This is a genomic window from Streptococcus sp. oral taxon 431 (assembly GCF_023110115.1).
GTDB lineage: Bacteria > Bacillota > Bacilli > Lactobacillales > Streptococcaceae > Streptococcus.
Window position 1 is genome coordinate 1 of the sequence record NZ_JALDVP010000001.1, and the last position, 24761, is coordinate 24761.

The 24761-nt window shown below is 39.1% G+C and carries 29 protein-coding genes; 28 read left to right on the top strand and 1 reads right to left on the bottom strand.

The annotated features are described in order from the left end of the window. The first annotated feature begins 281 nt into the window (after nt 1–281). From rpsU to M1F91_RS00105, 21 genes are all read left to right on the top strand, one after another. On the top strand, nt 282–458 hold the full coding sequence (rpsU, locus tag M1F91_RS00005; protein ID WP_000048054.1) for a 30S ribosomal protein S21: 177 nt from the start codon (nt 282–284) through the stop codon (nt 456–458). Nucleotides 459–524: 66 nt separating this feature from the next. Further along, nucleotides 525–1487: a hypothetical protein gene (locus M1F91_RS00010; protein ID WP_247912108.1), complete on the top strand. Its 963-nt coding sequence runs from the start codon at nt 525–527 to the stop codon at nt 1485–1487. Nucleotides 1488–1622: 135 nt separating this feature from the next. Beyond that, nucleotides 1623–2558 (top strand): HPr(Ser) kinase/phosphatase, encoded by a 936-nt coding sequence (gene hprK, locus M1F91_RS00015; protein ID WP_247912109.1) that lies wholly within the window; start codon nt 1623–1625, stop codon nt 2556–2558. Further along, nucleotides 2551–3339 carry a prolipoprotein diacylglyceryl transferase gene (gene lgt / locus M1F91_RS00020; protein ID WP_247912110.1) on the top strand — a complete coding sequence of 263 codons (789 nt, stop codon included), beginning with the start codon at nt 2551–2553 and terminating at the stop codon, nt 3337–3339. Before hprK ends, lgt begins: the two co-directional genes overlap by 8 nt. Nucleotide 3340: 1 nt before the next feature. After that, nucleotides 3341–3724 (top strand): DUF948 domain-containing protein, encoded by a 384-nt coding sequence (locus M1F91_RS00025; protein ID WP_247912111.1) that lies wholly within the window; start codon nt 3341–3343, stop codon nt 3722–3724. 14 nt (nt 3725–3738) lie between these two features. Then, nucleotides 3739–4134, top strand: coding sequence for a YtxH domain-containing protein (locus M1F91_RS00030; protein ID WP_247912112.1), 396 nt, complete (start codon nt 3739–3741; stop codon nt 4132–4134). 85 nt (nt 4135–4219) lie between these two features. Then, nucleotides 4220–5350 carry a radical SAM family heme chaperone HemW gene (gene hemW, locus M1F91_RS00035; protein WP_247912113.1) on the top strand — a complete coding sequence of 377 codons (1131 nt, stop codon included), beginning with the start codon at nt 4220–4222 and terminating at the stop codon, nt 5348–5350. A gap of 4 nt (nt 5351–5354) precedes the next feature. Continuing rightward, nucleotides 5355–6092 carry an acyl-[acyl-carrier-protein] thioesterase gene (locus M1F91_RS00040; RefSeq protein ID WP_247912114.1) on the top strand — a complete coding sequence of 246 codons (738 nt, stop codon included), beginning with the start codon at nt 5355–5357 and terminating at the stop codon, nt 6090–6092. A gap of 10 nt (nt 6093–6102) precedes the next feature. After that, nucleotides 6103–6876: a TIGR01457 family HAD-type hydrolase gene (locus M1F91_RS00045; RefSeq protein ID WP_247912115.1), complete on the top strand. Its 774-nt coding sequence runs from the start codon at nt 6103–6105 to the stop codon at nt 6874–6876. Beyond that, complete coding sequence (locus tag M1F91_RS00050) at nt 6866–7498, top strand: TIGR01906 family membrane protein (protein ID WP_247912116.1); 633 nt, start codon at nt 6866–6868, stop codon at nt 7496–7498. Before M1F91_RS00045 ends, M1F91_RS00050 begins: the two co-directional genes overlap by 11 nt. Before the next feature lie 138 nt (nt 7499–7636). Continuing rightward, nucleotides 7637–8038, top strand: coding sequence for a Spx/MgsR family RNA polymerase-binding regulatory protein (locus M1F91_RS00055; protein WP_006148218.1), 402 nt, complete (start codon nt 7637–7639; stop codon nt 8036–8038). Then, nucleotides 8039–8317, top strand: a complete 279-nt coding sequence (locus M1F91_RS00060) for a UPF0223 family protein (RefSeq protein WP_004252549.1) — start codon at nt 8039–8041, stop codon at nt 8315–8317. Further along, complete coding sequence (locus M1F91_RS00065) at nt 8307–9074, top strand: inositol monophosphatase family protein (RefSeq protein ID WP_247912117.1); 768 nt, start codon at nt 8307–8309, stop codon at nt 9072–9074. Before M1F91_RS00060 ends, M1F91_RS00065 begins: the two co-directional genes overlap by 11 nt. Nucleotides 9075–9080: 6 nt before the next feature. Beyond that, complete coding sequence (locus M1F91_RS00070; RefSeq protein ID WP_247912118.1) at nt 9081–10394, top strand: RsmF rRNA methyltransferase first C-terminal domain-containing protein; 1314 nt, start codon at nt 9081–9083, stop codon at nt 10392–10394. A gap of 109 nt (nt 10395–10503) precedes the next feature. Beyond that, complete coding sequence (locus tag M1F91_RS00075; protein ID WP_247912120.1) at nt 10504–11382, top strand: phosphate ABC transporter substrate-binding protein PstS; 879 nt, start codon at nt 10504–10506, stop codon at nt 11380–11382. Next, a complete protein-coding gene (gene pstC / locus M1F91_RS00080; RefSeq protein ID WP_006148223.1) occupies nt 11382–12299 on the top strand; it encodes a phosphate ABC transporter permease subunit PstC in 918 nt (305 codons plus the stop codon). Before M1F91_RS00075 ends, pstC begins: the two co-directional genes overlap by 1 nt. Further along, nucleotides 12289–13173: a phosphate ABC transporter permease PstA gene (gene pstA / locus M1F91_RS00085; RefSeq protein ID WP_247912126.1), complete on the top strand. Its 885-nt coding sequence runs from the start codon at nt 12289–12291 to the stop codon at nt 13171–13173. The genes pstC and pstA overlap by 11 nt, the downstream gene beginning before the upstream one ends. A 10-nt stretch (nt 13174–13183) precedes the next feature. Continuing rightward, nucleotides 13184–13987 carry a phosphate ABC transporter ATP-binding protein PstB gene (gene pstB / locus M1F91_RS00090; protein ID WP_214262089.1) on the top strand — a complete coding sequence of 268 codons (804 nt, stop codon included), beginning with the start codon at nt 13184–13186 and terminating at the stop codon, nt 13985–13987. 12 nt (nt 13988–13999) lie between these two features. Further along, nucleotides 14000–14758: a phosphate ABC transporter ATP-binding protein PstB gene (gene pstB, locus M1F91_RS00095; protein WP_247912127.1), complete on the top strand. Its 759-nt coding sequence runs from the start codon at nt 14000–14002 to the stop codon at nt 14756–14758. Between the two features lie 10 nt (nt 14759–14768). Further along, complete coding sequence (gene phoU, locus M1F91_RS00100) at nt 14769–15422, top strand: phosphate signaling complex protein PhoU (protein WP_006150750.1); 654 nt, start codon at nt 14769–14771, stop codon at nt 15420–15422. Nucleotides 15423–15570: 148 nt separating this feature from the next. Then, the gene (locus M1F91_RS00105) at nt 15571–16386 is read left to right on the top strand and encodes an ABC transporter substrate-binding protein (RefSeq protein ID WP_247912128.1); all 816 of its coding nucleotides are present in this window, start codon (nt 15571–15573) and stop codon (nt 16384–16386) included. 118 nt (nt 16387–16504) lie between these two features. Here the strand turns inward: M1F91_RS00105 and M1F91_RS00110 are convergent, their stop codons facing one another. After that, complete coding sequence (locus M1F91_RS00110) at nt 16505–17833, bottom strand: PLP-dependent aminotransferase family protein (protein WP_247912130.1); 1329 nt, start codon at nt 17831–17833, stop codon at nt 16505–16507. Nucleotides 17834–18162: 329 nt separating this feature from the next. Here M1F91_RS00110 and budA point away from each other — a divergent pair, with 329 nt between their 5' ends. The 7 genes from budA to M1F91_RS00145 all read left to right on the top strand — a co-directional run bounded on the left by budA (nt 18163) and on the right by M1F91_RS00145 (nt 24593). Further along, nucleotides 18163–18891 carry an acetolactate decarboxylase gene (budA, locus tag M1F91_RS00115; protein ID WP_247912131.1) on the top strand — a complete coding sequence of 243 codons (729 nt, stop codon included), beginning with the start codon at nt 18163–18165 and terminating at the stop codon, nt 18889–18891. A 12-nt stretch (nt 18892–18903) separates the two neighbouring features. Further along, a complete protein-coding gene (locus M1F91_RS00120; protein ID WP_247912132.1) occupies nt 18904–19653 on the top strand; it encodes a YhfC family glutamic-type intramembrane protease in 750 nt (249 codons plus the stop codon). 118 nt (nt 19654–19771) lie between these two features. Then, the gene (gene murB, locus M1F91_RS00125) at nt 19772–20677 is read left to right on the top strand and encodes a UDP-N-acetylmuramate dehydrogenase (RefSeq protein ID WP_247912133.1); all 906 of its coding nucleotides are present in this window, start codon (nt 19772–19774) and stop codon (nt 20675–20677) included. A gap of 134 nt (nt 20678–20811) precedes the next feature. Beyond that, nucleotides 20812–21969 carry an ABC transporter ATP-binding protein gene (locus M1F91_RS00130; protein ID WP_247912134.1) on the top strand — a complete coding sequence of 386 codons (1158 nt, stop codon included), beginning with the start codon at nt 20812–20814 and terminating at the stop codon, nt 21967–21969. Further along, complete coding sequence (locus M1F91_RS00135) at nt 21950–22756, top strand: ABC transporter permease (RefSeq protein ID WP_247912135.1); 807 nt, start codon at nt 21950–21952, stop codon at nt 22754–22756. The genes M1F91_RS00130 and M1F91_RS00135 overlap by 20 nt, the downstream gene beginning before the upstream one ends. Next, complete coding sequence (locus tag M1F91_RS00140) at nt 22753–23526, top strand: ABC transporter permease (RefSeq protein ID WP_247912136.1); 774 nt, start codon at nt 22753–22755, stop codon at nt 23524–23526. The genes M1F91_RS00135 and M1F91_RS00140 overlap by 4 nt, the downstream gene beginning before the upstream one ends. Next, the gene (locus M1F91_RS00145; RefSeq protein WP_247912137.1) at nt 23523–24593 is read left to right on the top strand and encodes an ABC transporter substrate-binding protein; all 1071 of its coding nucleotides are present in this window, start codon (nt 23523–23525) and stop codon (nt 24591–24593) included. Before M1F91_RS00140 ends, M1F91_RS00145 begins: the two co-directional genes overlap by 4 nt. Nucleotides 24594–24761 lie beyond the last annotated feature (168 nt).

The window sequence follows — 24761 nt, forward strand, 5'->3', positions numbered from 1 at the left end:
GTGTGGTAATCATGTCAGGAACAGTTGTTATGAAACGTAAATTTACTAAATAATAATTTTTAGAAAATCTACACTATATTAAAGAGAGCCGAAAGGCTCTCTTTTCAATTTAATGAGTGTATATAAATCTCCTTACTTAATTAATTATTTTTATAAAAAAGTGATAATAGCAAGTTTGAAATTAATAGTTAAAATTCATGGAATAAAGCATTTTAGTCTTGACAAATAGCTCTTATCCATGTAAAATAGAATAAATCTTGAACTTGAAGGGAGTGAAAAAAATGTCTAAAACAGTAGTACGTAAGAATGAATCTCTTGACGATGCACTTCGTCGTTTCAAACGTGCGGTTACTAAAGCTGGTACTCTTCAAGAAACACGCAAACGTGAATTCTATGAAAAACCTTCTGTAAAACGTAAACGTAAATCAGAAGCAGCTCGTAAACGTAAAAAATTCTAATTTGAAATGAAAGGCTAGACTTGTCTAGTCTTTTTTTGCACATTGTTTTAGAGATATAAGGAACTTATGAAAGAGTATATAAAAGAATATCAAAAGATGCGCGAAGAACGTTTTAAGGATTGGGGTTATTATTCAACTCCTATAAACTGGCAGGAATTTGAAGAGTCTAATCAGAGGATTTTTCAAAAGTATTTGAAGGATTCGAAAGTATTGTCCGATAATGTTTTAAGGACAAAGTTGTACAGTAGCTTATTGCTAGATGATATCAAGTATTTTGCATACTATATAGCTTTTTTAGACGGGGATTATAAACAATTAAATAATGCTCTGTGGCAAACAGGAAGAGAAGAATTGATTAGAGGAGGTTTGCTTGCAAGTGGAACAATCTATACTGATGGTATTTTGAGGGGCTTATTTACCTCTTTTGCATGTAACGATTTTTCAGTCATTTCATCTTATATACCAAAAGACTTGCCTTTACTGAAAGGAACCTATTATCCCCAAAATGTCATCAATCTTTTGCACGCTCTTTATTATCAGGATGAAGACAGATTATCAGAGTCTATCATATTGGCACAACAGTTTCTAGAGAAGAAAAAACGAACAGGTATGGAAGAATTTTCTGTTCGTTACTTTATAAACTTGGCAAGAAAAGAAGCAGCTGGGATAAGCCAAAACTTACAAAACCTATGCCTAGCTTATCAGAGACGGGGTTATCCCTTTGAGAAGATAGATAAATGCTTCGCTGATGAAGTTCATGGTCTTTATCGCTTGGTGAAATATTTTGATGATTACATGTTTGAAGAGGTTAGTATGCCATCTCATAAGACTTTTCTGCAGAAATTTGAAAAATGGCAAGTTCAAAATCAGTTTCCACAAGGAAAACAGTTCTATATCTATCCAAAAGATATGGCTGATGCAAACAAAATACTAAAAAATGAACTTCCGAGAATTCATATAGAAAAATCAGGAAGGGATTTGGTAATAGATATTGATCGGTTTGCAGTAGATTTGTCTCAACTGATTTGAGAAAGTACGAGAAGACTCACATGCTAAATCATTTTTAAGGCAACTTTAAATAAATACTGTAAATCTTGCAAAAAAAGGAAACTTCCAGCTACAATCTGATATAATAGTAAGAGAACTCGATTTAAGGAGAAATATATGTCGGTTTCAGTAAAAGAAGTTATTGAGAAGCTTAGATTAGACATTGTCTATGGGGAGCCTGAATTACTTGAAAAGGAAATTAATACTGCGGATATTACGCGACCTGGTCTTGAAATGACAGGCTATTTTGATTACTATACTCCAGAGCGTATTCAATTGTTGGGGATGAAGGAATGGTCTTACCTAGTTTCTATGCCTTCTCAAAATCGTTACGATGTCTTGAAAAAAATGTTTCAACCGGAGACACCTGCGGTCATTGTTGCCCGTGGTTTGGTAGTTCCAGAGGAAATGTTAAAGGCTGCTAGAGAATGTAAAATTGCAATTTTAACTAGTCGTACAGCAACCAGTCGTTTGTCTGGAGAACTTTCTAGCTATCTTGATTCTCGTCTAGCAGAACGTACTAGTGTACACGGTGTCCTAATGGATATCTATGGTATGGGTGTTTTGATTCAAGGTGATAGTGGAATCGGTAAGAGTGAGACAGGTTTAGAACTAGTTAAACGTGGTCACCGTTTGGTAGCAGACGATCGGGTAGATATCTATTCTAAGGATGAAATGACTCTCTGGGGTGAACCTGCTGAAATCTTGAAACATCTGATCGAAATTCGTGGAGTAGGGATCATTGATGTCATGAGTCTATACGGTGCTAGTGCAGTTAAGGATTCTTCACAAGTTCAGCTAGCTGTTTATTTGGAAAATTACGATACACATAAGACCTTTGACCGCTTGGGGAACAATGCTGAAGAGTTGGAAATTTCAGGTGTTTCTATTCCGCGTATTCGGATTCCTGTAAAAACAGGTCGCAATATTTCTGTGGTCATCGAAGCTGCTGCCATGAACTATCGCGCTAAGGAAATGGGCTTTGATGCGACACGTCTCTTTGAAGAAAGATTGACGAAATTAATTGAAAAGAACGAGGTGCAAAATGATTGATCCAGTTGCTTTTCAAATAGGTCCATTTGCTGTTCGCTGGTATGCTATCTGCATTGTATCTGGATTAATACTAGCAGTTCTTCTTGCAATGAGAGAAGCACCCAAAAAGAAGATTTTATCTGATGATATTATTGACTTTATACTAGTAGCCTTTCCTCTGTCCATTATTGGTGCAAGACTCTACTATGTCATCTTTAAGTTTGACTATTATAGTCAACATATTGGAGAAATCTTTGCTATATGGAATGGTGGTCTCGCTATTTATGGTGGTTTAATTACAGGTGCTATTGTTCTATACATCTTTGCGGATCGCAAGCTGATTAATACCTGGGATTTCTTGGATATTGCAGCTCCGAGTGTAATGATTGCTCAGAGTCTAGGACGTTGGGGGAACTTCTTTAACCAAGAAGCTTACGGAGCAGTTGTAGAAAACCTTGATTATTTACCTGGTTTTATTAAGAATCAGATGTATATTGATGGTTCTTATCGTCAACCAACCTTCTTATACGAATCTATCTGGAATCTGATTGGGTTTGCTTTAATTGTTATTTTTAGACGTCGATTAAAAGGTATTCGTCGTGGTCATATCACAGCTTTTTATCTAATTTGGTATGGATTTGGGCGTATGATTATTGAGGGTATGCGTACAGATAGTCTCATGTTCTTTGGACTTCGAGTATCTCAGTGGTTGTCTGTTCTATTAATTGGACTTGGTATTTATATTATTGTTTATCAAAATCGGAAAAAAGCACCATTTTATAATGTAAAAAAGGAGAATTAAAATGTTAGAAGTTGCTTATATTTTTGTGGCTATTGCCTTGATTGTATTTATTGTTTATTTGATTATTACCCTTCAAAAAGTTGGACGTGTAATTGATGAAACAGAAAATACTGTTAAAACGCTAACTTCAGATGTAAATGTTACTCTACATCACACAAACGAACTTCTTGCCAAGGTCAATGTTCTTGCTGATGATATCAATATCAAAGTTGCAACCATTGATCCACTCTTTACAGCAGTTGCAGACCTTTCTGTTTCTGTTTCTGATTTAAATGAGCAGGCTCGTGTCTTGAGTAAAAAAGCATCATCTGCAGGTTCAAAAACATTAAAGACTAGTGCAGGCTTATCTGCCGTTCGTATTGCAAGTAAATTTTTAAAAAAATAAAAAGGAGATAACTCATGGGTAAATTATCATCAATCCTTTTAGGAACTGTTTCAGGTGTGGCTGTTGCCTTGTTTCTAACAAGTGAAAAAGGAAAACGCGTTACTAGTCAGGCACAAGACTTTATTGAAGATTTGAGAGAAGATCCAGAATATGCTAAGGAACAAGCTCTTGAAAAATTGACAGAAGTCAAAGAACAAACCAGAGATTTTGTTCTAAAGACAAAAGAACAAGTAGAATCTGGTGAAATTACCTTGGATTCAGTTCTTGAAAAATCTAAATCTTTAGCTCAACAAGCGACTGAAGCTTCAAAAGAGACCTTGAACAGTCTCAAGGAACAATTGGAAGAAAAAGTAGTTGTTGAAGACCCAGAAGACGGTCAAGAAATCATCATCGAAATCGAAGAAGATTAAAATAGAAATCACCATTTTTGATTCCATTAGAGTCGGAGATGGTGATTTTTTTCTTGAGTGAAGTCTTTGTGGTATAATAAATACTATGCAGAAGAAACCAACATCAGCTTACGTGCACATTCCATTTTGCACACAAATCTGTTATTATTGTGACTTTTCTAAGGTCTTTATTAAAAATCAACCAGTAGACAGCTATCTAGAACATCTACTGCAAGAATTTCATTCTTATGACATTCAGAAGTTGCGTACTCTCTATATTGGTGGAGGAACACCGACAGCCTTGTCTGCGCCACAGTTAGAGGGGCTTCTGGATGGATTGACTAAAAACTTAGATTTGTCAGTCTTAGAAGAATTAACCATTGAGGCTAATCCTGGTGATTTGGATGAGGATAAGATTGCAGTTTTAAAGAATTCAGCTGTCAATCGTGTTTCGTTGGGTGTCCAAACCTTTGATGATAAAATGCTGAAGAAAATTGGTCGAAGTCACTTGGAGAAGGATATTTATGAAAACATTGATCGTCTAAAGTCAGCAGGGTTTGATAATATTTCCATTGACTTGATCTACGCTCTTCCAGGTCAAACCATGGAACAAGTCAAGGATAATGTTGCCAAGGCCATCGCTTTGGACATTCCCCACATGAGTCTCTATAGCTTGATTTTGGAAAACCATACGGTCTTTATGAATCGTATGCGTCGTGGGAAGTTACCACTTCCTAAAGAAGAAGTAGAAGCTGAAATGTTCGAATATATCATTGCTGAATTAGAGCGTGCTGGTTTTGAGCATTATGAAATTTCAAATTTTTCAAAACCTGGCTTTGAAAGTCGTCACAATCTTATGTACTGGGATAATGCTGAGTATTATGGTATAGGAGCAGGTGCGTCTGGTTATGTAAACGGTGTTCGCTATAAAAACCATGGCCCCATCCGCCATTATCTAAAGGCAGTAGAAGAAGGCAATGCTCGCATCAATGAGGAACACCTGAGTCTAAGGGAACAAATGGAAGAAGAGATGTTTCTTGGACTTCGCAAGAAGACAGGAGTTTCAAAAGCAAGATTCGAAGAAAAATTTGGCACATCTTTTGAAAATTTATATGGTCAAGTTGTAAGAGATTTATGTCATCAAGGTCTTTTACAAGTAGAAGGTCAACAAATACGAATGACAAAAAGAGGTCTCTTTTTAGGAGATACAGTAGCAGAACGATTTATATTGGAGTAGAATTATGGGCTTAACTTATCAAATGAAGATGAAAATTCCTTTTGATATGGCTGATATGAATGGCCATATCAAGTTGCCGGATGTTATTTTGTTGTCCCTGCAAGTATCAGGAATGCAATCAATTAATCTAGGAGTGAGTGACAAGGATGTTTTAGAACAGTATAATCTAGTCTGGATTATCACTGATTATGATATCGATGTTGTACGTTTACCTCAATTTGCTGAGGAAATTACCATCGAAACAGAGGCATTGACCTACAATCGTCTATTTTGCTACCGCCGATTTACTATTTATGATGAAGATGGTCAAGAAATCATTCGCATGGTGGCTACCTTTGTCCTTATGGATCGTGAGACTCGTAAGGTTCATCCTGTAGAACCTGAAATTGTCGCTCCTTATCAATCTGAGTTTTCTAAGAAACTCCTTCGCGGGCCAAAATACGCAGAGCTGGAAGAAGCGATTAGCAAAGATTACCATGTTCGTTTTTATGACTTGGATATGAATGGCCACGTCAATAACAGCAAATATCTGGATTGGGTTTTTGAAGTTATGGGGGCAGATTTCCTAACCAATCATATCCCTAAAAAAATCAACCTTAAGTATGTCAAGGAAGTTAGACCAGGTGGTATGATTACTTCTAGTTACGAATTGAATCAACTAGAAAGCAATCACCAAGTCACAAGTGATGGCGATATCAATGCTCAGGCAAAGATAATTTGGCAAGAAATTAACACAGATTAGAAAGTAATATATGACTTATAAAGGCTATTTAATTGATTTAGACGGTACAATTTATAAAGGAAAAGATAGAATTCCAGCGGGAGAAACTTTTGTACATGAGCTGCAGAAAAGGGATATTCCTTATCTTTTTGTAACAAACAACACTACTCGTACACCTGAAAGTGTTCAAGAGATGTTGGCAAATCAGTTTAATATTGACACGCCTGTATCGACAATCTATACTGCAACCTTAGCGACCATTGATTACATGAATGACCTGGGACTAGAAAAGACCGTTTATGTGATTGGAGAAGCAGGGCTCAAGGAAGCTATTCAAGCAGCTGGTTATGTTGAAGATAAAGAAAACCCAGCCTATGTGGTTGTAGGTTTGGACTGGCAAGTTGACTATGAAAAATTTGCTACTGCAACCCTAGCTATCCATAAAGGTGCTCATTTTATCGGTACCAATCCAGATTTAAATATTCCAACAGAACGTGGACTTTTACCTGGTGCTGGTTCTCTGATTACTCTTCTTGAGGCAGCAACTCGCGTAAAACCAGTTTATATTGGAAAACCAAACGCGATTATTATGGATAAGGCTGTTGAACACCTAGGACTTGAACGCCAAGAAATCGTCATGGTGGGAGATAATTACCTGACTGATATTCGCGCTGGTATTGACAATGGGATCCCTAGTCTTTTGGTGACGACAGGATTTACAAAACCTGAAGAAGTAGCAGACCTACCAATTGCGCCCACCCATGTCCTCTCAAGTCTAGCGGAGTGGAATTTCGATGAAAACTAAATTTACTTTTGTAGGAAGTCTTCTCTTTCTCCTCTCGCTTGCGATTTTATTGACTATCTACCTGGCTTGGTTGGTTTACCCTCTGGAGATTTCTTGGTTAAATCTGACAAATCGTGTTCATGTCCAACCTCAGACCATCCAACATAACTTTAATGTTTTGATGGATTATTTGACCAATCCATTGAGTCAAGTATTAGCAATGCCAGATTTTCCTTCGTCTGCCTCTGGAATTCACCACTTTGTGGTTGTAAAGGGACTCTTTCACCTAGCGCAAGGAGTAGCAATTGTAACTCTTCCGATTTTCTACCTTTTTTGGAAGCAAGTCATTAAGAAGGGTTTTCTGTCTCTATATCGCAGAGGTCTCTTGATTATGCTGTCTTTACCTTTGGTTCTTGGTTTAGTTGGCGTCTTCGTTGGTTTTGAACAATTCTTTACCTTGTTTCATCAAATTCTATTTGTAGGTGATGATACCTGGCTTTTTGATCCCGCTAAAGATCCAGTCATTCTCATCCTACCAGAGGATTTTTTCCTGCATGCTTTTCTCCTATTTTTCTGCTTGTATGAACTGCTTTTTGGCTTTATTTATCTACTAAGTTGGAAAAAATTACCAAAAATATCATAAATGCATAAAAATGTTTTAAAAATTGTACTAAAAACCTATTTTTCTTTAAAAAGTAGGTTTTTTTTACGGAAATAACTAGTCAAGCGCTTTATTTTTTTGTATAATAGAGTTAGAAAAGTATGCAAAGAAGAGAATAGCATGATTACACTATTTTTATCACCGAGTTGTACATCATGTCGTAAGGCAAAGGCCTGGCTTGATAATCATAAAGTGCCTTTCCAAGAGCACAACATTATGACCAGTCCTTTATCAAGAAAAGAATTGCAACACATTCTTTCCTTGACCGAAAACGGTACCGATGACATTATTTCAACTCGTTCAAAAATTTTCCAAAAGTTAAATATCGATGTGGAAAGTATCTCGGTGACAGAGTTGCTTAATTTAATTGAGCAATATCCTAGTCTTTTGCGTCGTCCAATCATCATTGATGATAAACGTATGCAGATTGGCTTTAATGAAGATGAGATTCGTGCATTTCTTCCTCGTAGTTATCGTAAGCAAGAATTGAAAGAAGCTACATTAAGAGCTGGTATTAATTAGATGAATAAACAGTATAGTTACCCACTAGATTTGTCGTGGAGCACTGAAGAACTTGCTTCAGTGCTTTCTTTTTTTAATGATGTTGAAGCTGCCTATGAAACACAGGTAGATGCTAAGAAACTATTAGATTCCTACAAGGTATTCAAGTCAGTTGTGCCTAGCAAGAGCGAAGAAAAACGTTTGGGACGTGAGTTTGAATCAGTTAGTGGATACTCTTTCTACCGTGCAGTACAGTTGGCCAAAGAAAAAGGAGAAGGGAAGATTTCACTTGGAAAATAAATTTACATTTGCCAAAGAAATTGTCAGGGAAGCTGGGAAATACATTCTCCAGCATATGAAAGAAGATCTCCATGTTGAGAGAAAGTCTTCCCCTACAGATTTGGTAACTAAGTTAGATAAAGAAGTTCAAGACTTACTTATTAAAAAAATCCGTTCTCGCTATCCAGATGATCTATTTTGTGCAGAAGAAGGCTGCATGCGTGCAGCAGTAGGACAAGGTTCTGTATGGATTATTGATCCTATTGATGGAACCAACAACTTCGTAGCACAAGGTGAAGATTTTGCTGTTATGCTGGCCTATTTTGAGGATGGTATTGGCAAGTTTGGTATTATTTATGATGTCATGAAAGGTGATTGTTACCATGGTGGAGGAGACTTCCCGCCCTGTCGCAATGACGAACCTTTGCCACTCTTTAAAAAGAGACCCTTGAGAGAATTTTTGGTAGCTGGTAATTCTGGAATGTTAGCGACTAACGAATGGGGCTTAGCGGATTTGGGAAATGCTGCACTTGGGACACGAGTTTATGGCAGTGCCGCTATTAGTTTTGCCAAGGTGCTATCAGGTCGACTTTTAACTTATATCACTTATTTACAACCTTGGGATTATGCGGCTGCAAGTATCCTAGGTGAGAGTTTAGGTTATAAGGTTTTTACGATTGCTGGTGAGGAAGTCGATTTTCAAACACGGCAGGCCGTTATGATGGTGCCAGTCGAGATGAAAGATGTGATTCAATCCTATATCTATGAAAGGAAATAAACCTACATGCAATTTCCAGATGGATTTGTAAAAAAATACGAAACAATATTGGGAGATGAGGCAAGAGCTTTTCTTGCCTCTTTTGATGATGAGGCCATCTCAGCCTTTCGCAGCAATCCCTTAAAAGAAGCTCAAGGCACTTTCTCTGACCCTATTCCTAACACACCCTGGGGCTACTATGGCAAGGTTTCAGGGAAATCACCAGAACATGTAACTGGCTTGGTCTATTCCCAAGAACCAGCTGCACAAATGGTCGCTCAAGTAGCTCAGCCAAAGCCAGGTATGAAGATCTTAGACTTGGCAGCGGCTCCCGGTGGGAAATCCACTCAACTGGCAGCTTATCTAGCTGGTGAGGGTATTTTAATTTCTAACGAAATTTCAAACAAACGAGCGAAAGTCTTGGTTGAAAATATGGAACGTTTTGGTGCGACTAATGTCGTTGTAACCAATGAATCTGCAGACCGTTTAGCAAAGGTTTTTAAAGGCTATTTTGACCTGATCGTTTTAGATGCACCTTGCTCAGGAGAAGGGATGTTTCGTAAACAACCTGACGCTATGGATTATTGGAGTGTCGATTATCCTAGTCAGTGCGCTAGTTTACAACGTGAAATTTTATCAGATGCTGTTACCATGCTGGCTGATGGTGGTCGACTAGTCTATTCAACCTGTACCTGGGCGCCAGAAGAAAACGAAGAAATCGTCCAATGGTTACTGGATAGCTATCATTTTGAATTGATTCCAATCCAACATATCAATGGAATGGTACCTGGAATTGAGTTACCTGAAACAGCTAGAATGTACCCTCACCACTTTAAGGGAGAAGGTCAGTTCGTGGCCCATCTTCAGTTTAAAGGTCAAAACAAGGCTGGGAAGTTCAAACCTTCTAAATCCAACCTATCTCGTGAACAGATTTCCTTATGGCAGGATTTTGAGAAAAAACACCTTAAAGAAAAACTGACCGGTGTCCTACAAGTTTTTGGAGACCAGCTTTATCTCTTGCCAGAAGTCCTACCCGATATAGGAAAACTCAAGATAGCTCGTAATGGTCTTCATCTTGGAACTTTTAAGAAAAAACGTTTTGAACCAAGTTTTGCTCTTGGCTTAGCTTTAAAACCAAGCCAAGTCAAGCAAGGAATCGAAATTCATCAAGAAGACTTTGTCAAATATGTGGCTGGTGAAACGGTCCAATTAGCTGAAACTCTTCCAAATGGTTGGTACCAAGTTTTGCTTGGTGGAAATGGTCTAGGTTTTGCAAAAGTAACCGGAAATACCTTGAAGAATTATTTTCCCAAGGGCTTGAGGTTTCAGGTGAAAAACTAGTCAAAAACTGTATTCTATGTTATAGTGGAAGTATGGATTTTCCCTGAAAACAATAGAAAATATGGGCAAAGATTCAAACTATTCATCATTATTTTCAAGGAGACAAATAGTGAAAAAATTTAAAAAACTCACCATCTCTCTTGCAACTCTTTTACTTGCTGGTTCGCTAGCAGGATGTGCAAGTTGGATTGATCGTGGGGAATCTATGACAGCTGTAGGTTCAACTGCCCTTCAACCTTTAGTCGAGGCGGCAGCAGATGAATTTGCGTCCGCACACGTTGGTAAAACAGTCAATGTTCAAGGTGGTGGATCTGGTACTGGACTATCTCAAGTTCAGTCAGGTGCAGTTGATGTTGGGAACTCTGATGTGTTCGCTGAAGAGAAAGATGGTATCGATGCGTCCGCGCTAGTTGACCATAAGGTTGCTGTTGCTGGATTAGCTGTCATTATTAATAAAGAAGTAGATGTCGATAATCTTACGACAGACCAGCTCCGACAAATCTTTACAGGAGAAATTACCAACTGGAAAGAAGTTGGTGGTAAAGATTTAGCTATTTCTATTATCAACCGTGCTGCGAGCTCAGGTTCTCGTGCGACTTTTGACAGTGTGATTATGAATGGTCAGTCAGCGGTTCAAAGTCAGGAGCAGGACTCTAACGGTATGGTGAAGTCCATTGTTTCCCAAACACCGGGTGCTATTTCTTACCTAGCTTTCGCCTATGTTGATGATTCGGTTGGGACTATTAAACTTAATGGTTATGAGCCAATCTCAGAGAATGTAACCACGAATAACTGGCCCTTGTGGTCTTATGAACATATGTATACACTTGGTGAGCCAAATGAATTGGTTGCCGAATTCTTAAACTTTGTCCTTTCAGATGAAGCTCAGAATGGAATCGTAAAAGGAATGGGCTATATTTCTGTCAAGGAAATGAAGGTCGAAAAAGATGCTGCAGGTACTGTGACAGCCATAGAAGGGAGCCAATAATGAATCAAGAAGAATTATCAAAAAAATTGCTCTCTCCTTCAAAAAACTCTCGTCTTGAGAAATTAGGAAAAGGGCTAACCTTTGCCTGCCTATCTTTGATTGTTATCATTGTTGCTATGATTTTGATTTTCGTGGCTCAGAAAGGCTTATCGACCTTCTTTGTTAATGGTGTGAATATCTTTGATTTTCTTTTTGGTGCAACCTGGAATCCGTCAGGTAAACAATTTGGTGCCCTTCCAATGATTTTAGGCTCCTTTATTGTTACCATCCTGTCAGCTCTTATTGCAACACCATTTGCCATTGGTGCAGCAGTCTTTATGACAGAGGTGTCTCCAAAAGGAGCTAAGATTTTGCAACCTGCTATTGAACTCTTAGTTGGGATTCCTTCAGTAGTTTATGGATTTATTGGTTTGCAGGTCGTTGTACCATTTGTACGTACTGTCTTTGGTGGAACAGGTTTCGGTATTTTATCAGGAATTTTCGTTCTCTTTGTTATGATTTTGCCGACTGTAACCTTCATGACAACAGATAGCCTACGTGCGGTTCCTCGTCACTACCGTGAAGCAAGTTTAGCCATGGGAGCGACTCGTTGGCAAACCATCTGGCGTGTAACCTTGAAGGCTGCTCGTTCAGGTATTTTTACGGCAGTAGTCTTCGGAATGGCGCGTGCCTTTGGTGAAGCCCTGGCTATTCAGATGGTTGTAGGTAACTCAGCAGTTGTTCCAACTTCATTGACGACACCAGCAGCGACTCTCACATCTGTATTGACCATGGGAATCGGTAATACCGTTATGGGAACTGTTGATAACAATGTTCTTTGGTCACTGGCCTTAGTATTGCTTTTGATGAGCTTGGCCTTTAACAGTGTTATTAAATTGATTACAAAAGAGAGAGGAAAGAAAAACTATGCACGCTAAGAAATTAGATAAACTTGCAACAGCTGTTCTCTACACCATCGCAGGAATCATTGTGACCATTCTAGCTTCCTTGATTCTTTATATCTTGGTTCGAGGCTTGCCACATGTTTCTTGGTCTTTCTTGACAGGAAAATCATCCTCCTATCAAGCAGGTGGTGGTATTGGGATTCAGCTCTATAATTCCTTTTTCCTTTTGGTGATTACCTTATTCATCTCAGTACCTCTATCAATGGGAGCTGGAATTTTCCTAGCAGAGTATGCTAAAAAAGGTCGTGTTACCAATTTCGTTCGTACTTGTATTGAAATCTTGTCTTCTCTACCATCCGTAGTTGTGGGTCTCTTTGGTTACCTCATCTTTGTAGTCCAGTTTGAGTATGGATTTTCTATTATTTCTGGTGCCTTGGCTTTGACCGTCTTTAACCTACCTCAGATGACTCGTAACGTTGAAGACAGTTTGAAGCACGTTCACCATACGCAACGTGAAGCTGGTTTGGCGCTTGGAATCTCTCGTTGGGAAACTGTCCTTCATGTCGTGATTCCTGAAGCCCTTCCAGGTATTGTAACTGGGATCGTGCTTGCATCAGGTCGTATCTTTGGTGAAGCTGCAGCCCTTATCTACACAGCAGGTCAATCTGCGCCAGCTCTTGACTGGTCTAACTGGAATGTTCTCAGCGTAAGTAGTCCAATCTCAATCTTCCGTCAAGCAGAAACCTTGGCTGTTCATATCTGGAAAGTCAACAGTGAAGGAACTATTCCTGATGGAACTTTAGTTTCAGCAGGTTCTGCAGCGGTGCTCCTCATCTTTATCTTGATCTTTAACTTCGGAGCACGTAAACTCGGAAGCTACCTACATAAGAAATTAACCGCTGCCTAAAGGAGAAGCCATGTCAAAATATAATTGGGATGAAAGGCATATCATTACTTTTCCAGAAGAAAAAGTGGCCCTCTCTACGAAGGATTTACATGTTTACTATGGTAAGAATGAATCCATCAAGGGCGTGGATATGCAATTCGAAAAAAATAAAATTACTGCCTTGATCGGTCCATCAGGATCTGGAAAATCAACCTACCTACGCAGTCTCAATCGTATGAATGATACTATTGACATTGCTAAGGTTACAGGACAAATTCTCTATCAAGGAATTGATGTTAACCGTCCTGAAATCAATGTTTATGAAATGCGTAAACACATCGGAATGGTTTTTCAACGTCCAAACCCATTTGCTAAATCAATCTACCGCAACATCACCTTTGCACATGAACGTGCAGGAGTTAAGGACAAGAAAGTTCTTGATGAAATTGTAGAAACCTCTCTTCGTCAGGCCGCTCTCTGGGATCAGGTCAAAGATGACCTTCACAAGTCAGCCTTGATGCTTTCAGGTGGTCAACAGCAACGTCTCTGTATCGCTCGTGCTATTTCTGTAAAACCAGACATCCTCTTAATGGATGAGCCGGCATCAGCCTTGGATCCGATTGCGACAGCTCAGCTAGAGGAAACTATGCTTGAGTTAAAGAAGGATTTTACCATTATTATCGTGACCCACAGTATGCAACAGGCTGCACGTGCAAGTGACTACACTGGATTTTTCTACTTGGGTGATTTAATCGAGTATGATAAAACTGCTAATATTTTCCAAAATGCTAAGCTACAGTCAACCAATGACTATGTAACTGGACACTTTGGTTAGAAAGGAAACAGTATGACAGAACCGATTTTGCAGGTTAAAGACCTGTCTGTTTATTACAATAAAAAGAAGGCTTTGAATAGTGTTTCCTTATCCTTCCAACCCAAGGAAATCACAGCTCTTATTGGACCATCAGGATCAGGGAAGTCAACCCTACTCAAGGCTATTAACCGTATGGGTGACCTTAATCCTGAAGTGACCACTACTGGATCAGTGGTTTATAATGGGCACAATATCTATAGTCCACGCACTGATACAGTTGAATTACGTAAGGAAATCGGAATGGTCTTCCAACAACCTAATCCATTCCCAATGTCAATCTACGAAAATGTTGTTTATGGTCTCCGCATTAATGGGGAGAAAGATAAGAACGTTTTGGATGAAGCTGTAGAGAAATCTCTACAGGGTGCTTCTATTTGGGATGAGGTCAAGGACCGCTTGCATGATTCAGCAATTGGTCTGTCGGGTGGTCAGCAACAACGTGTTTGTGTAGCCCGTGTTTTAGCAACCAGTCCAAAGATTATCCTCTTGGATGAGCCGACCTCAGCCTTAGACCCTATCTCGGCTGGAAAAATCGAAGAAACCCTATATAGTCTCAAGGACAAGTACACCATGCTATTGGTTACTCGTTCCATGCAGCAAGCATCTCGAATCTCTGATAAAACAGGCTTTTTCCTTAATGGAGATTTGATTGAATTTAACGATACCAAGGAAATGTTCCTCTATCCACAACATAAGGAAACAGAAGATTACATTTCAGGTAAATTTGGATAAGGAGAAAAAGATGTTACGATCTCAATTTGAAGAAGATTTAGAGAAATTGCACAACCAATTCTACGCCATGGGACAGGAAGTTCTTTCCCAAATCAATCGTACTGTACGTGCTTTTGTCACCCATGACCGTGACTTGGCAAAAGAAGTCATCGAAGAAGACGCAGAAGTCAATGAATACGAAGTGAAACTTGAAAAGAAATCATTTGAAATCATTGCCCTTCAACAGCCTGTTTCACAAGACTTGCGTACAGTTTTGACAGTACTTAAGGCTGTTTCAGACTTGGAACGTATGGGGGACCACGCAGTATCCATTGCTGAGGCAACCATTCGTATGAAGGGGGAACAACGTATCCCAGCAGTTGAGGAAGAAATCAAAAACATGGGACGTGATGTGAAAGCCTTCGTGGAAACAACTCTCGAACTTTACCTTAACGGATCAGTTGATAAGGCATACGAAGTTGCAACCATGGATGAAAAAATCAACCATTATTTCGAAAATATTCGTGATTTGGCAACTGAAGAAATTAGAAAGAATCCAGATGCTATTGTCACAGGTCGTGATTACTTCCAAGTGATTTCATACTTGGAGCGCATCGGTGACTATGCAAAAAATATCTGTGAATGGGTTGTTTACTTTGAAACAGGTAAGATTGTCGAATTGTAAAATTGATTAAATATACAAAAAAGGAGCAGAATAATGAATAAAAGCTTCTTTTTTTGTTTAAGAAAATAAATAAATATTAAATTTATACTTGACAAACAAGGTTTGCTGAGTTATAATTATACAAAATTGACAGAGAGGTTGTTTATTTATGAAATTAAAAAAATGGATATTTGTCTTATGTAGTTTTCTTGCAAGTTTCTTTTTAGTTGCTTGCCAATCGTCTAGCTCAAGTTCACAGTCTGCAGTAGAGGCAATCAAACAAAAAGCTAAATTAGTGGTCGCAACTAGTCCTGACTATGCCCCCTTTGAGTTTCAAGCACTTGTAGATGGGAAAAATCAAGTTGTAGGTGCTGATATTGATATGGCTCAAGCAATAGCAGATGAACTTGGAGTGAAATTGGAAGTTTCCAGCATGAGTTTTGATAATGTCTTGACCAGTCTTCAAACAGGGAAAGCTGATTTGGCTATTGCGGGAATCAGTGCCACTGAAGAAAGAAAAGAAGTTTTTGATTTCTCAATTCCTTACTATGAAAATAAAATTAGCTTCCTAATCAGAAAATCTGACCTTGAAAAATACAAGGATTTGGATTCTCTAGCAAGTGCTAATATTGCAGCTCAAAAAGGAACTGTTCCAGAATCAATGGTTAAAGAACAACTTCCAAAAGCCCAGTTGACTTCTTTGACAAATATGGGAGAAGCAGTTAATGAGCTTCAATCAGGTAAAGTTGATGCAGTTCATATGGACGAGCCAGTAGCCCTAAGTTATGCAACTAAAAACTCTGATTTAGCTGTTGCTACAGTCAGCTTGACCATGAAAGAGGGCGAAGAAAATGCAGTAGCTATCAAGAAAGGAAATTCTGACTTGAAGGAAGTGGTTGATAAGGTCATTAAAAAACTCAAAGATGACGGTACTTATCAAACATATCTTGAAAAAGCTGCCAAGCTAACAGAAGTAGAGCAATAAAAAATAACAGAGGCTGGGACAAAAGTCCTAGCCTCTCAATTGTCATTGGATTATCAAGCAAGACGCAGTGGTTGAGTGGGCTCTACTACGCTGATTTCATCAGCTTTTACAGCCTTACTCAACTGTGCGGAGGTGGGATGACGAAATCGAATTCTAACGAATTACCGATTTCTGTCCCACTCTCTGTTTTTAAGTAATTTAATGTTGCTTCAAGATTTTCTAAAGGAACCTTAGCAAATTGATAAGGGCAACTCTCAATGTAGGACGATTCGAAAAAGTCTAGATTTAAAGAGCTATGTTTGAGGCTTGCAATCTTAGGATAGTTCCTGAGATCAAGCAAAAGCCCATCATGGAGAGGATAGTTTGGTAGGGAAAGGGGATAAGATTTTAATAGCTTATGAATGAAGTCTTGACTTTTCTCTTGCAGTACCAATCTCGCTACTCTATTTTTTTCAAAGAGTTGACTATCAATATAGAGTGATAAAGCCTTTTGCATAATGAGGTTGTTATCATAGTCCAGAATGTTTTTATAAGAGACAAAAGCTTCTTTCATAACATTTGGAAGTATGAGAGCAGTGATTCGAAGTGCAGGGAAAATACTTGTTGAAAAAGACTTGATGTAGATGACCAAATCATTTTGGTCCAAATAATGAAAGGTTTGTCCCATTTTAGGATCTAGATCTCCCAGATAATCATCTTCAACGATATAAATTTGATATTTGGCTGCTAGATCAAGGATAGCGCGTTTCTCCTCTTCAGAATATGAATGACCCAGCGGATAGTGGAATCGAGGAATGGTGTAGAAAAATTTAATGTTACCACTTTTAAAATGTTTCTCAAGTTCTTTCAGGTCAATGCCATCCACCCGACGTTCAATGGTTTGATAGGGAATATTTTGAGCCAGCAGAAGTTGGTTCATTCGGTGATAGGTTGGTTGTTCGACCAGTATTTCTTGGCCCTTACCTGGAAAGTCAATTTGAGAAAGAATAAACAGTGCTTGCTGGGTTCCAGTTGTCATGACTAATTGATCGGGTTTACTATAGATAGCTTGGTCAAACAGTAGTTTCTGAACAGACTTTCGTAATTCTTCTAACCCCTCTTGGTGTTCATAGTAGTTGTAGAGATAGTTTTCTCGACCAATCAAACTTTCGTTTACACAAAGGCGAAAATCATCATAGGCAGCAGCATGTTCGTCATTGACCGAGATAACGAGGTCTTCGTGGCTAGCTTGTTGTTCTAAAACATAATAGCCACTTTGAGGTTTGGAGTAAATGTATTTCTCGTATCGGAGTTCCAAAAGTGCACGCTGCACAGTATCTTTACTGCAGTGGAAGTCTTGACTGAGTTTTCGGATAGAAGGTAGACGACTTCCTGTTTGAAGTTTTCCTGATTCAATCTCTTCTTTTAGATAGTGAACAACTTGTTCGTACTTACTTTCTTGCTTCATTCCAGACCTCTCTTGATTTTGTTACATTGTACCTTTTTTTTAGACGTTTGGCAATGTTATACTCTTCGAAAATCTCTTCAAACCGCGTCAACGTCGCCTTGCCGTATATATGTTACTGACTTCGTCAGTTCTATCCACAACCTCAAAACAGTGTTTTGAGCTGACTTCGTCTGTTCCATCTACAACCTCAAAACGGTGTTTTGAGCAAACTGCGGCTGATTTCCTAGTTTGCTCTTTGATTTTCATTGAGTTTTAAACGGCAGTCTAGCGTTCAATTCTAAGAAGAAATGTGATATACTTAGTAAGTAAAATTTTCAAAGAATAGTGAGATGATGAAGGTGCAAGAACCAGTGAAATTATTCCAATACAATACTTTGGGAGCTTTGATGGCAGGACTTTACGGCGGGACCATGACAGTTGGTGAGTTACTTGAACATGGAGATTTAGGGCTAGGAACCTTGGACTCTATTGATGGGGAGTTAATTGTCTTAGATGGTAAAGCCTATCAAGCTAAGGGTTCAGGTGAGAAGCCTGAAATCGTTGAAGTATCAACAAATGCCTTGATTCCTTATGCGGCAGTCGTACCCCATCAGGCAGAAGTTATTTTTCGCCAGCGTTTTGAAATGACTGATCAGGAACTAGAAAAACGTATCGAGTCCTATTATGATGGAGAAAATCTCTTCCGCTCTATCAAAATTCATGGTGACTTTAAACACATGCATGTTCGCATGATTCCAAAATCGACAAGCGAAACAAAATTTGCTGAGGTTGCGACTCATCAGCCTGAATATAGTTGCGAAAATGTCTCTGGAACTATCGTTGGATTCTGGACACCTGAAATTTTCCATGGCGTCAGTGTCGCAGGCTATCATTTGCACTTTATTTCAGATGACCTAACCTTTGGTGGTCACGTCATGGACTTTGTCATCAAGGAAGGAATCGTAGAGGTTGGAGCTGTCGATCAGTTGGATCAACGTTTCCCTGTCCAGGATCGTCAGTACCTCTTTGCTAAGTTCAATGTTGATGAGATGAAAAAAGATATCGATCAGGCTGAATAAAAGGAGAAAAGTATGAAAATTCATGTAATAATCACAATGATAGCTTTATTTGTAATTCTCATAGCTGCCATTTGGTTCTCAAAAAAGAAGTACAAGATTAACCTTTCAGTTTTAGGACTTGGGGCAGTTGCATTTTTTGTCTCATCTCAAGTACTGGAGAAAATTGTTCACCTTATAGTTCTTCATCCACAAAAGGATGGGACAGTTCCACTCATGACGGAAAGTCCCCTTCTCTATGTGATTTATGGGATCTGTATGACTGCTTTGTTTGAAGAAACAGCTCGCCTTGTCTTCTTTAAATGGTTGGAGAAGAAGAGAGCTTTGGAAGATTCGGATGCCCTCGCCTATGGACTTGGTCATGGTGGCTTGGAATTGCTCTACCTCGGAATGGGAAGCTTGATTAGTCTTTTGATCCTCTTTTCATTATTAGAGTCTTCAAATCCAGATTTGGCAAATCTCCTTCCCAAAAATACACTTGAAACAGTACAATCTCTATCTGGATGGCAGGTTTATTTACTTGGTGTTGAGCGTGTGCTTGCTCTTGTTATGCAAATTGGTCTCTCTTTCTGGGTTTATCAAGCAGTCCGTCAAAAGAATTGGATTTATCTAGTAACTGCTTATGGTTTACATGCCTTCTTTGATCTGGCTCCGAGTCTATCACAGGTTGGATGGATTTCAAATCCGCTTCTTGTTGAAGGATTGTTAGCAGTGGAAGTTGTTCTATTTGTATACTTTACAAAAACTATCTTGTATAAAAAATAATCATGCAAAAGAGGTCTGACCTCTTTTTTACTTGTGTGAATAAAAAAGCTTTTCAAATCGTCGAAAAAAATCGCTAAAAATGGTATAATGGAATGAATTTTATAAAAGGATAAGAAAGATGACTGTATTAGATAAATTAAAAGAAACCTTAGAAGGAATTGATATTCGATTCGATGAGCCATTAAAAACTTATACCTATACCAAAGTCGGAGGGAAGGCGGATTACTTAGCTTTTCCTCGCAATTATTATGAGATGGCCCGTGTGGTTAAGTTTGCTAATCAAGAAAATATCCCATGGATGGTTCTTGGAAATGCCAGTAATATTATCGTCCGAGAAGGCGGAATTCGTGGCTTTGTCATTATGTGTGACAAGCTCAACAATGTTTCAGTCGATGGTTACACCATTGAAGCAGAAGCGGGAGCTAACTTGATTGAGACAACTCGAATCGCTCTACGCCATAGTTTGACAGGATTTGAATTTGCCTGTGGAATTCCAGGAAACGTCGGTGGAGCTGTCTTTATGAATGCTGGAGCCTATGGAGGTGAGATTGCTCATATTTTGCAGTCTTGCAAAGTATTGACCAAGGATGGGGAAATCGAGACTTTATCAGCCAAGGACTTAGCCTTTGGTTACCGTCATTCAGCTATTCAAGATTCTGGAGCAGTAGTCTTATCAGCTAAATTTGCACTATCTCCAGGGAATTATGAGACTATTAATCAAGAAATGGATCGCTTAACTCATTTGCGTGAACTTAAGCAACCTTTGGAATATCCTTCATGTGGTTCTGTCTTTAAACGTCCAGTCGGGCATTTTGCAGGACAATTGATCTCAGAAGCTGGTTTAAAAGGTTACCGTATCGGTGGTGTAGAAGTCTCAGAAAAACATGCAGGCTTTATGATTAATGTAGCCGATGGGACTGCTCGAGATTATGAAGACTTAATTGAGTCTGTTATCGAAAAAGTTAAAGAACATTCAGGTGTTACCCTAGAGCGAGAAGTTCGTATCTTGGGTGAACACGAATAACATTATTATTAAACATTATACAAAGATTGGGATTTTATCGCTAGATATGGTTTGGGTCAATTCCTTACAGTTATTGCTAGCATTTAACAAGGTCCCAATCTGTTAATTTACGAAGAAAAAGGAATTTAGAGGAATTGAAAAAACCAATTATCGAATTCAGAAACGTTTCTAAAGTTTTTGAAGATAGTGACACTAAGGTTCTCAAGGATATTAACTTTGAGTTGGAAGAAGGAAAATTTTATACACTGTTAGGAGCTTCTGGTTCAGGAAAATCAACCATCCTAAATATCATTGCAGGTTTGCTAGACGCAACGACGGGTGATATTTTGCTAGACGGTGTTCGTATCAATGACATCCCGACCAATAAGCGCGATGTTCACACGGTCTTTCAATCTTATGCCTTGTTCCCGCACATGAATGTCTTTGAAAATGTTGCCTTTCCATTGCGATTACGCAAGGTCGATAAAAAAGAAATCGAAAAACGTGTCTTAGAAGTTCTCAAGATGGTACAGCTTGAAGGCTATGAAAAACGTTCTATCCGTAGGTTATCTGGAGGACAACGTCAGCGTGTAGCTATTGCGCGTGCGATTATCAACCAGCCACGTGTGGTACTTTTGGATGAGCCCTTGTCAGCCCTTGACTTGAAGTTGCGAACAGACATGCAGTACGAACTACGTGAACTGCAACAACGCTTGGGCGTCACCTTTGTCTTTGTTACTCACGATCAGGAAGAAGCCTTGGCCATGAGTGACTGGATTTTTGTCATGAATGACGGTGAGATTGTTCAGTCTGGGACACCAGTTGATATCTATGATGAGCCCATTAATCACTTTGTTGCAACCTTCATCGGTGAGTCAAATATCTTGCCAGGAACTATGATTGAAGACTACTTGGTCGAGTTCAACGGCAAACGATTTGAAGCGGTCGACGGTGGGATGAAGCCAAATGAACCGGTCGAAGTCGTCATTCGTCCAGAGGACTTGCGCATTACTCTGCCAGAAGAAGGAAAACTTCAAGTGAAGGTCGATACGCAGCTCTTCCGTGGGGTTCACTATGAGATTATCGCCTATGACGAACTTGGTAATGAATGGATGATCCACTCAACTCGTAAGGCCATCGTTGGTGAGGAAATCGGTCTGGACTTTGAGCCAGAAGACATCCACATCATGCGTCTCAATGAAACAGAAGAAGAGTTCGATGCTCGTATCGAAGAGTACGTAGAAATCGAAGAGCATGAAGCAGGTTTAATTAACGCTATCGAGGAGGAAAGAGATGAAGAAAACAACCTCTAAACTCTTTGTAGTGCCCTACATGCTTTGGATTGCACTCTTTGTATTGGCACCCCTGGTCTTGATTTTTGGACAATCATTTTTCAACATCGAAGGCCAGTTCAGTTTAGAAAACTATAAATCCTATTTTGCGTCGCAAAACTTAACCTATCTCAAAATGAGCTTCAACTCTGTTCTCTATGCAGGGATTGTAACTCTAGTGACGCTTCTTGTCAGTTATCCAACAGCCCTCTTTTTGACTCGTCTCAAACACCGTCAACTCTGGCTCATGCTGATTATCTTGCCAACCTGGATCAATCTTCTCCTTAAGGCCTATGCCTTTATCGGGATTTTTGGTCAAAATGGCTCTATTAATCAATTTCTAGAATTTATCGGAATTGGTTCTCAGCAGTTGCTATTTACAGATTTCTCGTTTATCTTTGTTGCAAGCTACATCGAGCTTCCATTTATGATTTTGCCCATCTTCAATGTCTTGGATGATATGGATAATAATCTCATCAATGCCAGCTATGACCTCGGTGCAACCAAGTGGGAAACCTTCCGCCATGTCATCTTCCCTCTGTCTATGAACGGGGTGCGAAGCGGAGTTCAATCTGTCTTTATCCCAAGTTTGAGTCTTTTCATGTTGACCCGTTTAATTGGGGGGAACCGAGTGATTACCTTGGGAACTGCCATCGAGCAGAACTTCTTGACCAATGACAACTACGGTATGGGTTCAACTATCGGTGTTGTTCTTATCCTGACTATGTTTATCACTATGTGGGTGACTAAGGAAAGGAGAGAACGATGAAAAAAATTGCCAATCTCTACCTAGCCTTTGTCTTTATCGTCCTTTATTTGCCAATCTTTTACTTGATCGGCTATGCCTTTAATGCAGGCGATGATATGAATAGCTTTACAGGCTTTAGTTTGTCTCACTTTGAAACCATGTTTGGTGATGGAAGGCTCATGCTTATCTTGGTTCAAACCTTTTTACTAGCTTTTTTATCAGCCTTGATTGCGACAGTGATTGGTACCTTTGGTGCTATCTACATCTATCAATCACGTAAAAAGTACCAAGAAGCCTTTCTATCTCTCAATAACATTTTGATGGTTGCACCCGACGTTATGATTGGTGCTAGCTTCTTGATTCTCTTTACCCAACTCAAGTTTTCACTTGGTTTTCTGACAGTCTTGTCCAGTCACGTGGCCTTCTCGATTCCTATCGTAGTACTCATGGTTTTACCTCGATTGAAAGAGATGAATGGAGATATGATCCATGCGGCCTATGACCTTGGAGCTAGCCAGTTCCAAATGTTCAAGGAAATTATGCTTCCTTACTTAACGCCGTCTATCATTGCAGGTTACTTTATGGCTTTTACCTATTCCCTAGATGACTTTGCCGTGACCTTCTTTGTAACGGGGAATGGTTTTTCAACCCTCTCAGTCGAGATTTACTCTCGGGCTCGTAAGGGAATTTCGCTTGAAATCAATGCTCTTTCAGCCTTGGTCTTTCTCTTTAGTATTATCCTAGTTGTCGGATATTACTTCATTTCACGTGAGAAGGAGGAGAAAGCATGAAACGACTCTATTCATTTTTAGCAGGAATTTTAGCCATTATCCTTGTCTTGTGGGGAATTTCCTATCATCTCGATAGTAAAATTAATAGTCGGGATAGTCAAAAACTGGTCATCTACAACTGGGGAGACTATATCGATCCTGAACTTCTGGAGAAATTTACAGAAGAAACAGGAATCCAAGTTCAATATGAGACCTTTGACTCCAACGAAGCTATGTACACCAAAATCAAGCAGGGTGGGACAACCTATGATATTGCCATCCCAAGTGAGTACATGATCAACAAGATGAAGGACGAAGACCTCTTAGTTCCATTAGATTATAGTAAGATTGAGGGAATTGAGAATATTGGTCCAGAATTTCTCAACCAGTCCTTTGACCCAAACAATCAGTACTCTATCCCATACTTCTGGGGAACTTTGGGTATTGTCTACAATGAAACCATGGTGGAAGAAGCGCCTGAACATTGGGACGACCTCTGGAAACCAGAATACAAGGATTCTATCATGCTCTTTGATGGGGCGCGTGAAGTGCTTGGTTTAGGTCTTAACTCACTAGGCTATAGCCTCAACTCAAAAGATCCACAGCAACTATCACAAACGGTTGATAAACTGTATGAGCTTACTCTTAATATCAAGGCTATTGTAGCCGATGAGATGAAGGGTTACATGATTCAGAACAATGCTGCTATTGGTGTGACCTTCTCAGGGGAAGCTAGCCAGATGTTGGAAAAGAATCCTAACCTCAAATATGTTGTGCCGACAGAAGCAAGTAACCTCTGGTTTGACAACATGGTTATTCCTAAAACTGTCAAGAACCAGGATGCGGCCTATGCCTTTATCAACTTCATGTTGAAGCCTGAAAATGCTCTCAAGAATGCAGAGTATGTCGGCTATTCAACACCAAACAATGCTGCTAAGGAAATGCTCCCAGAGGAGACAAAAGAGGACAAGTCTTTCTATCCAGATGCAGACACTATGAAACACCTAGAAGTTTATGAAAAATTTGACCATAAATGGACAGGAATCTACAGCGACCTCTTCCTACAATTTAAGATGTATCGGAAGTAGTGGCTTTCCAACTGTCGTAAATAATTTCAATTAAAACAAAACAAAACCTAGCTATGAGTAACTAGTAAAGTTTCTATAGCTAGGTTTTATTATTGTTCCAAGTGCTAAGTAGTAATAATTTGTGAATCGTGTTATAATTTTTCTAATTATAAGGAATTTATCTTTTCA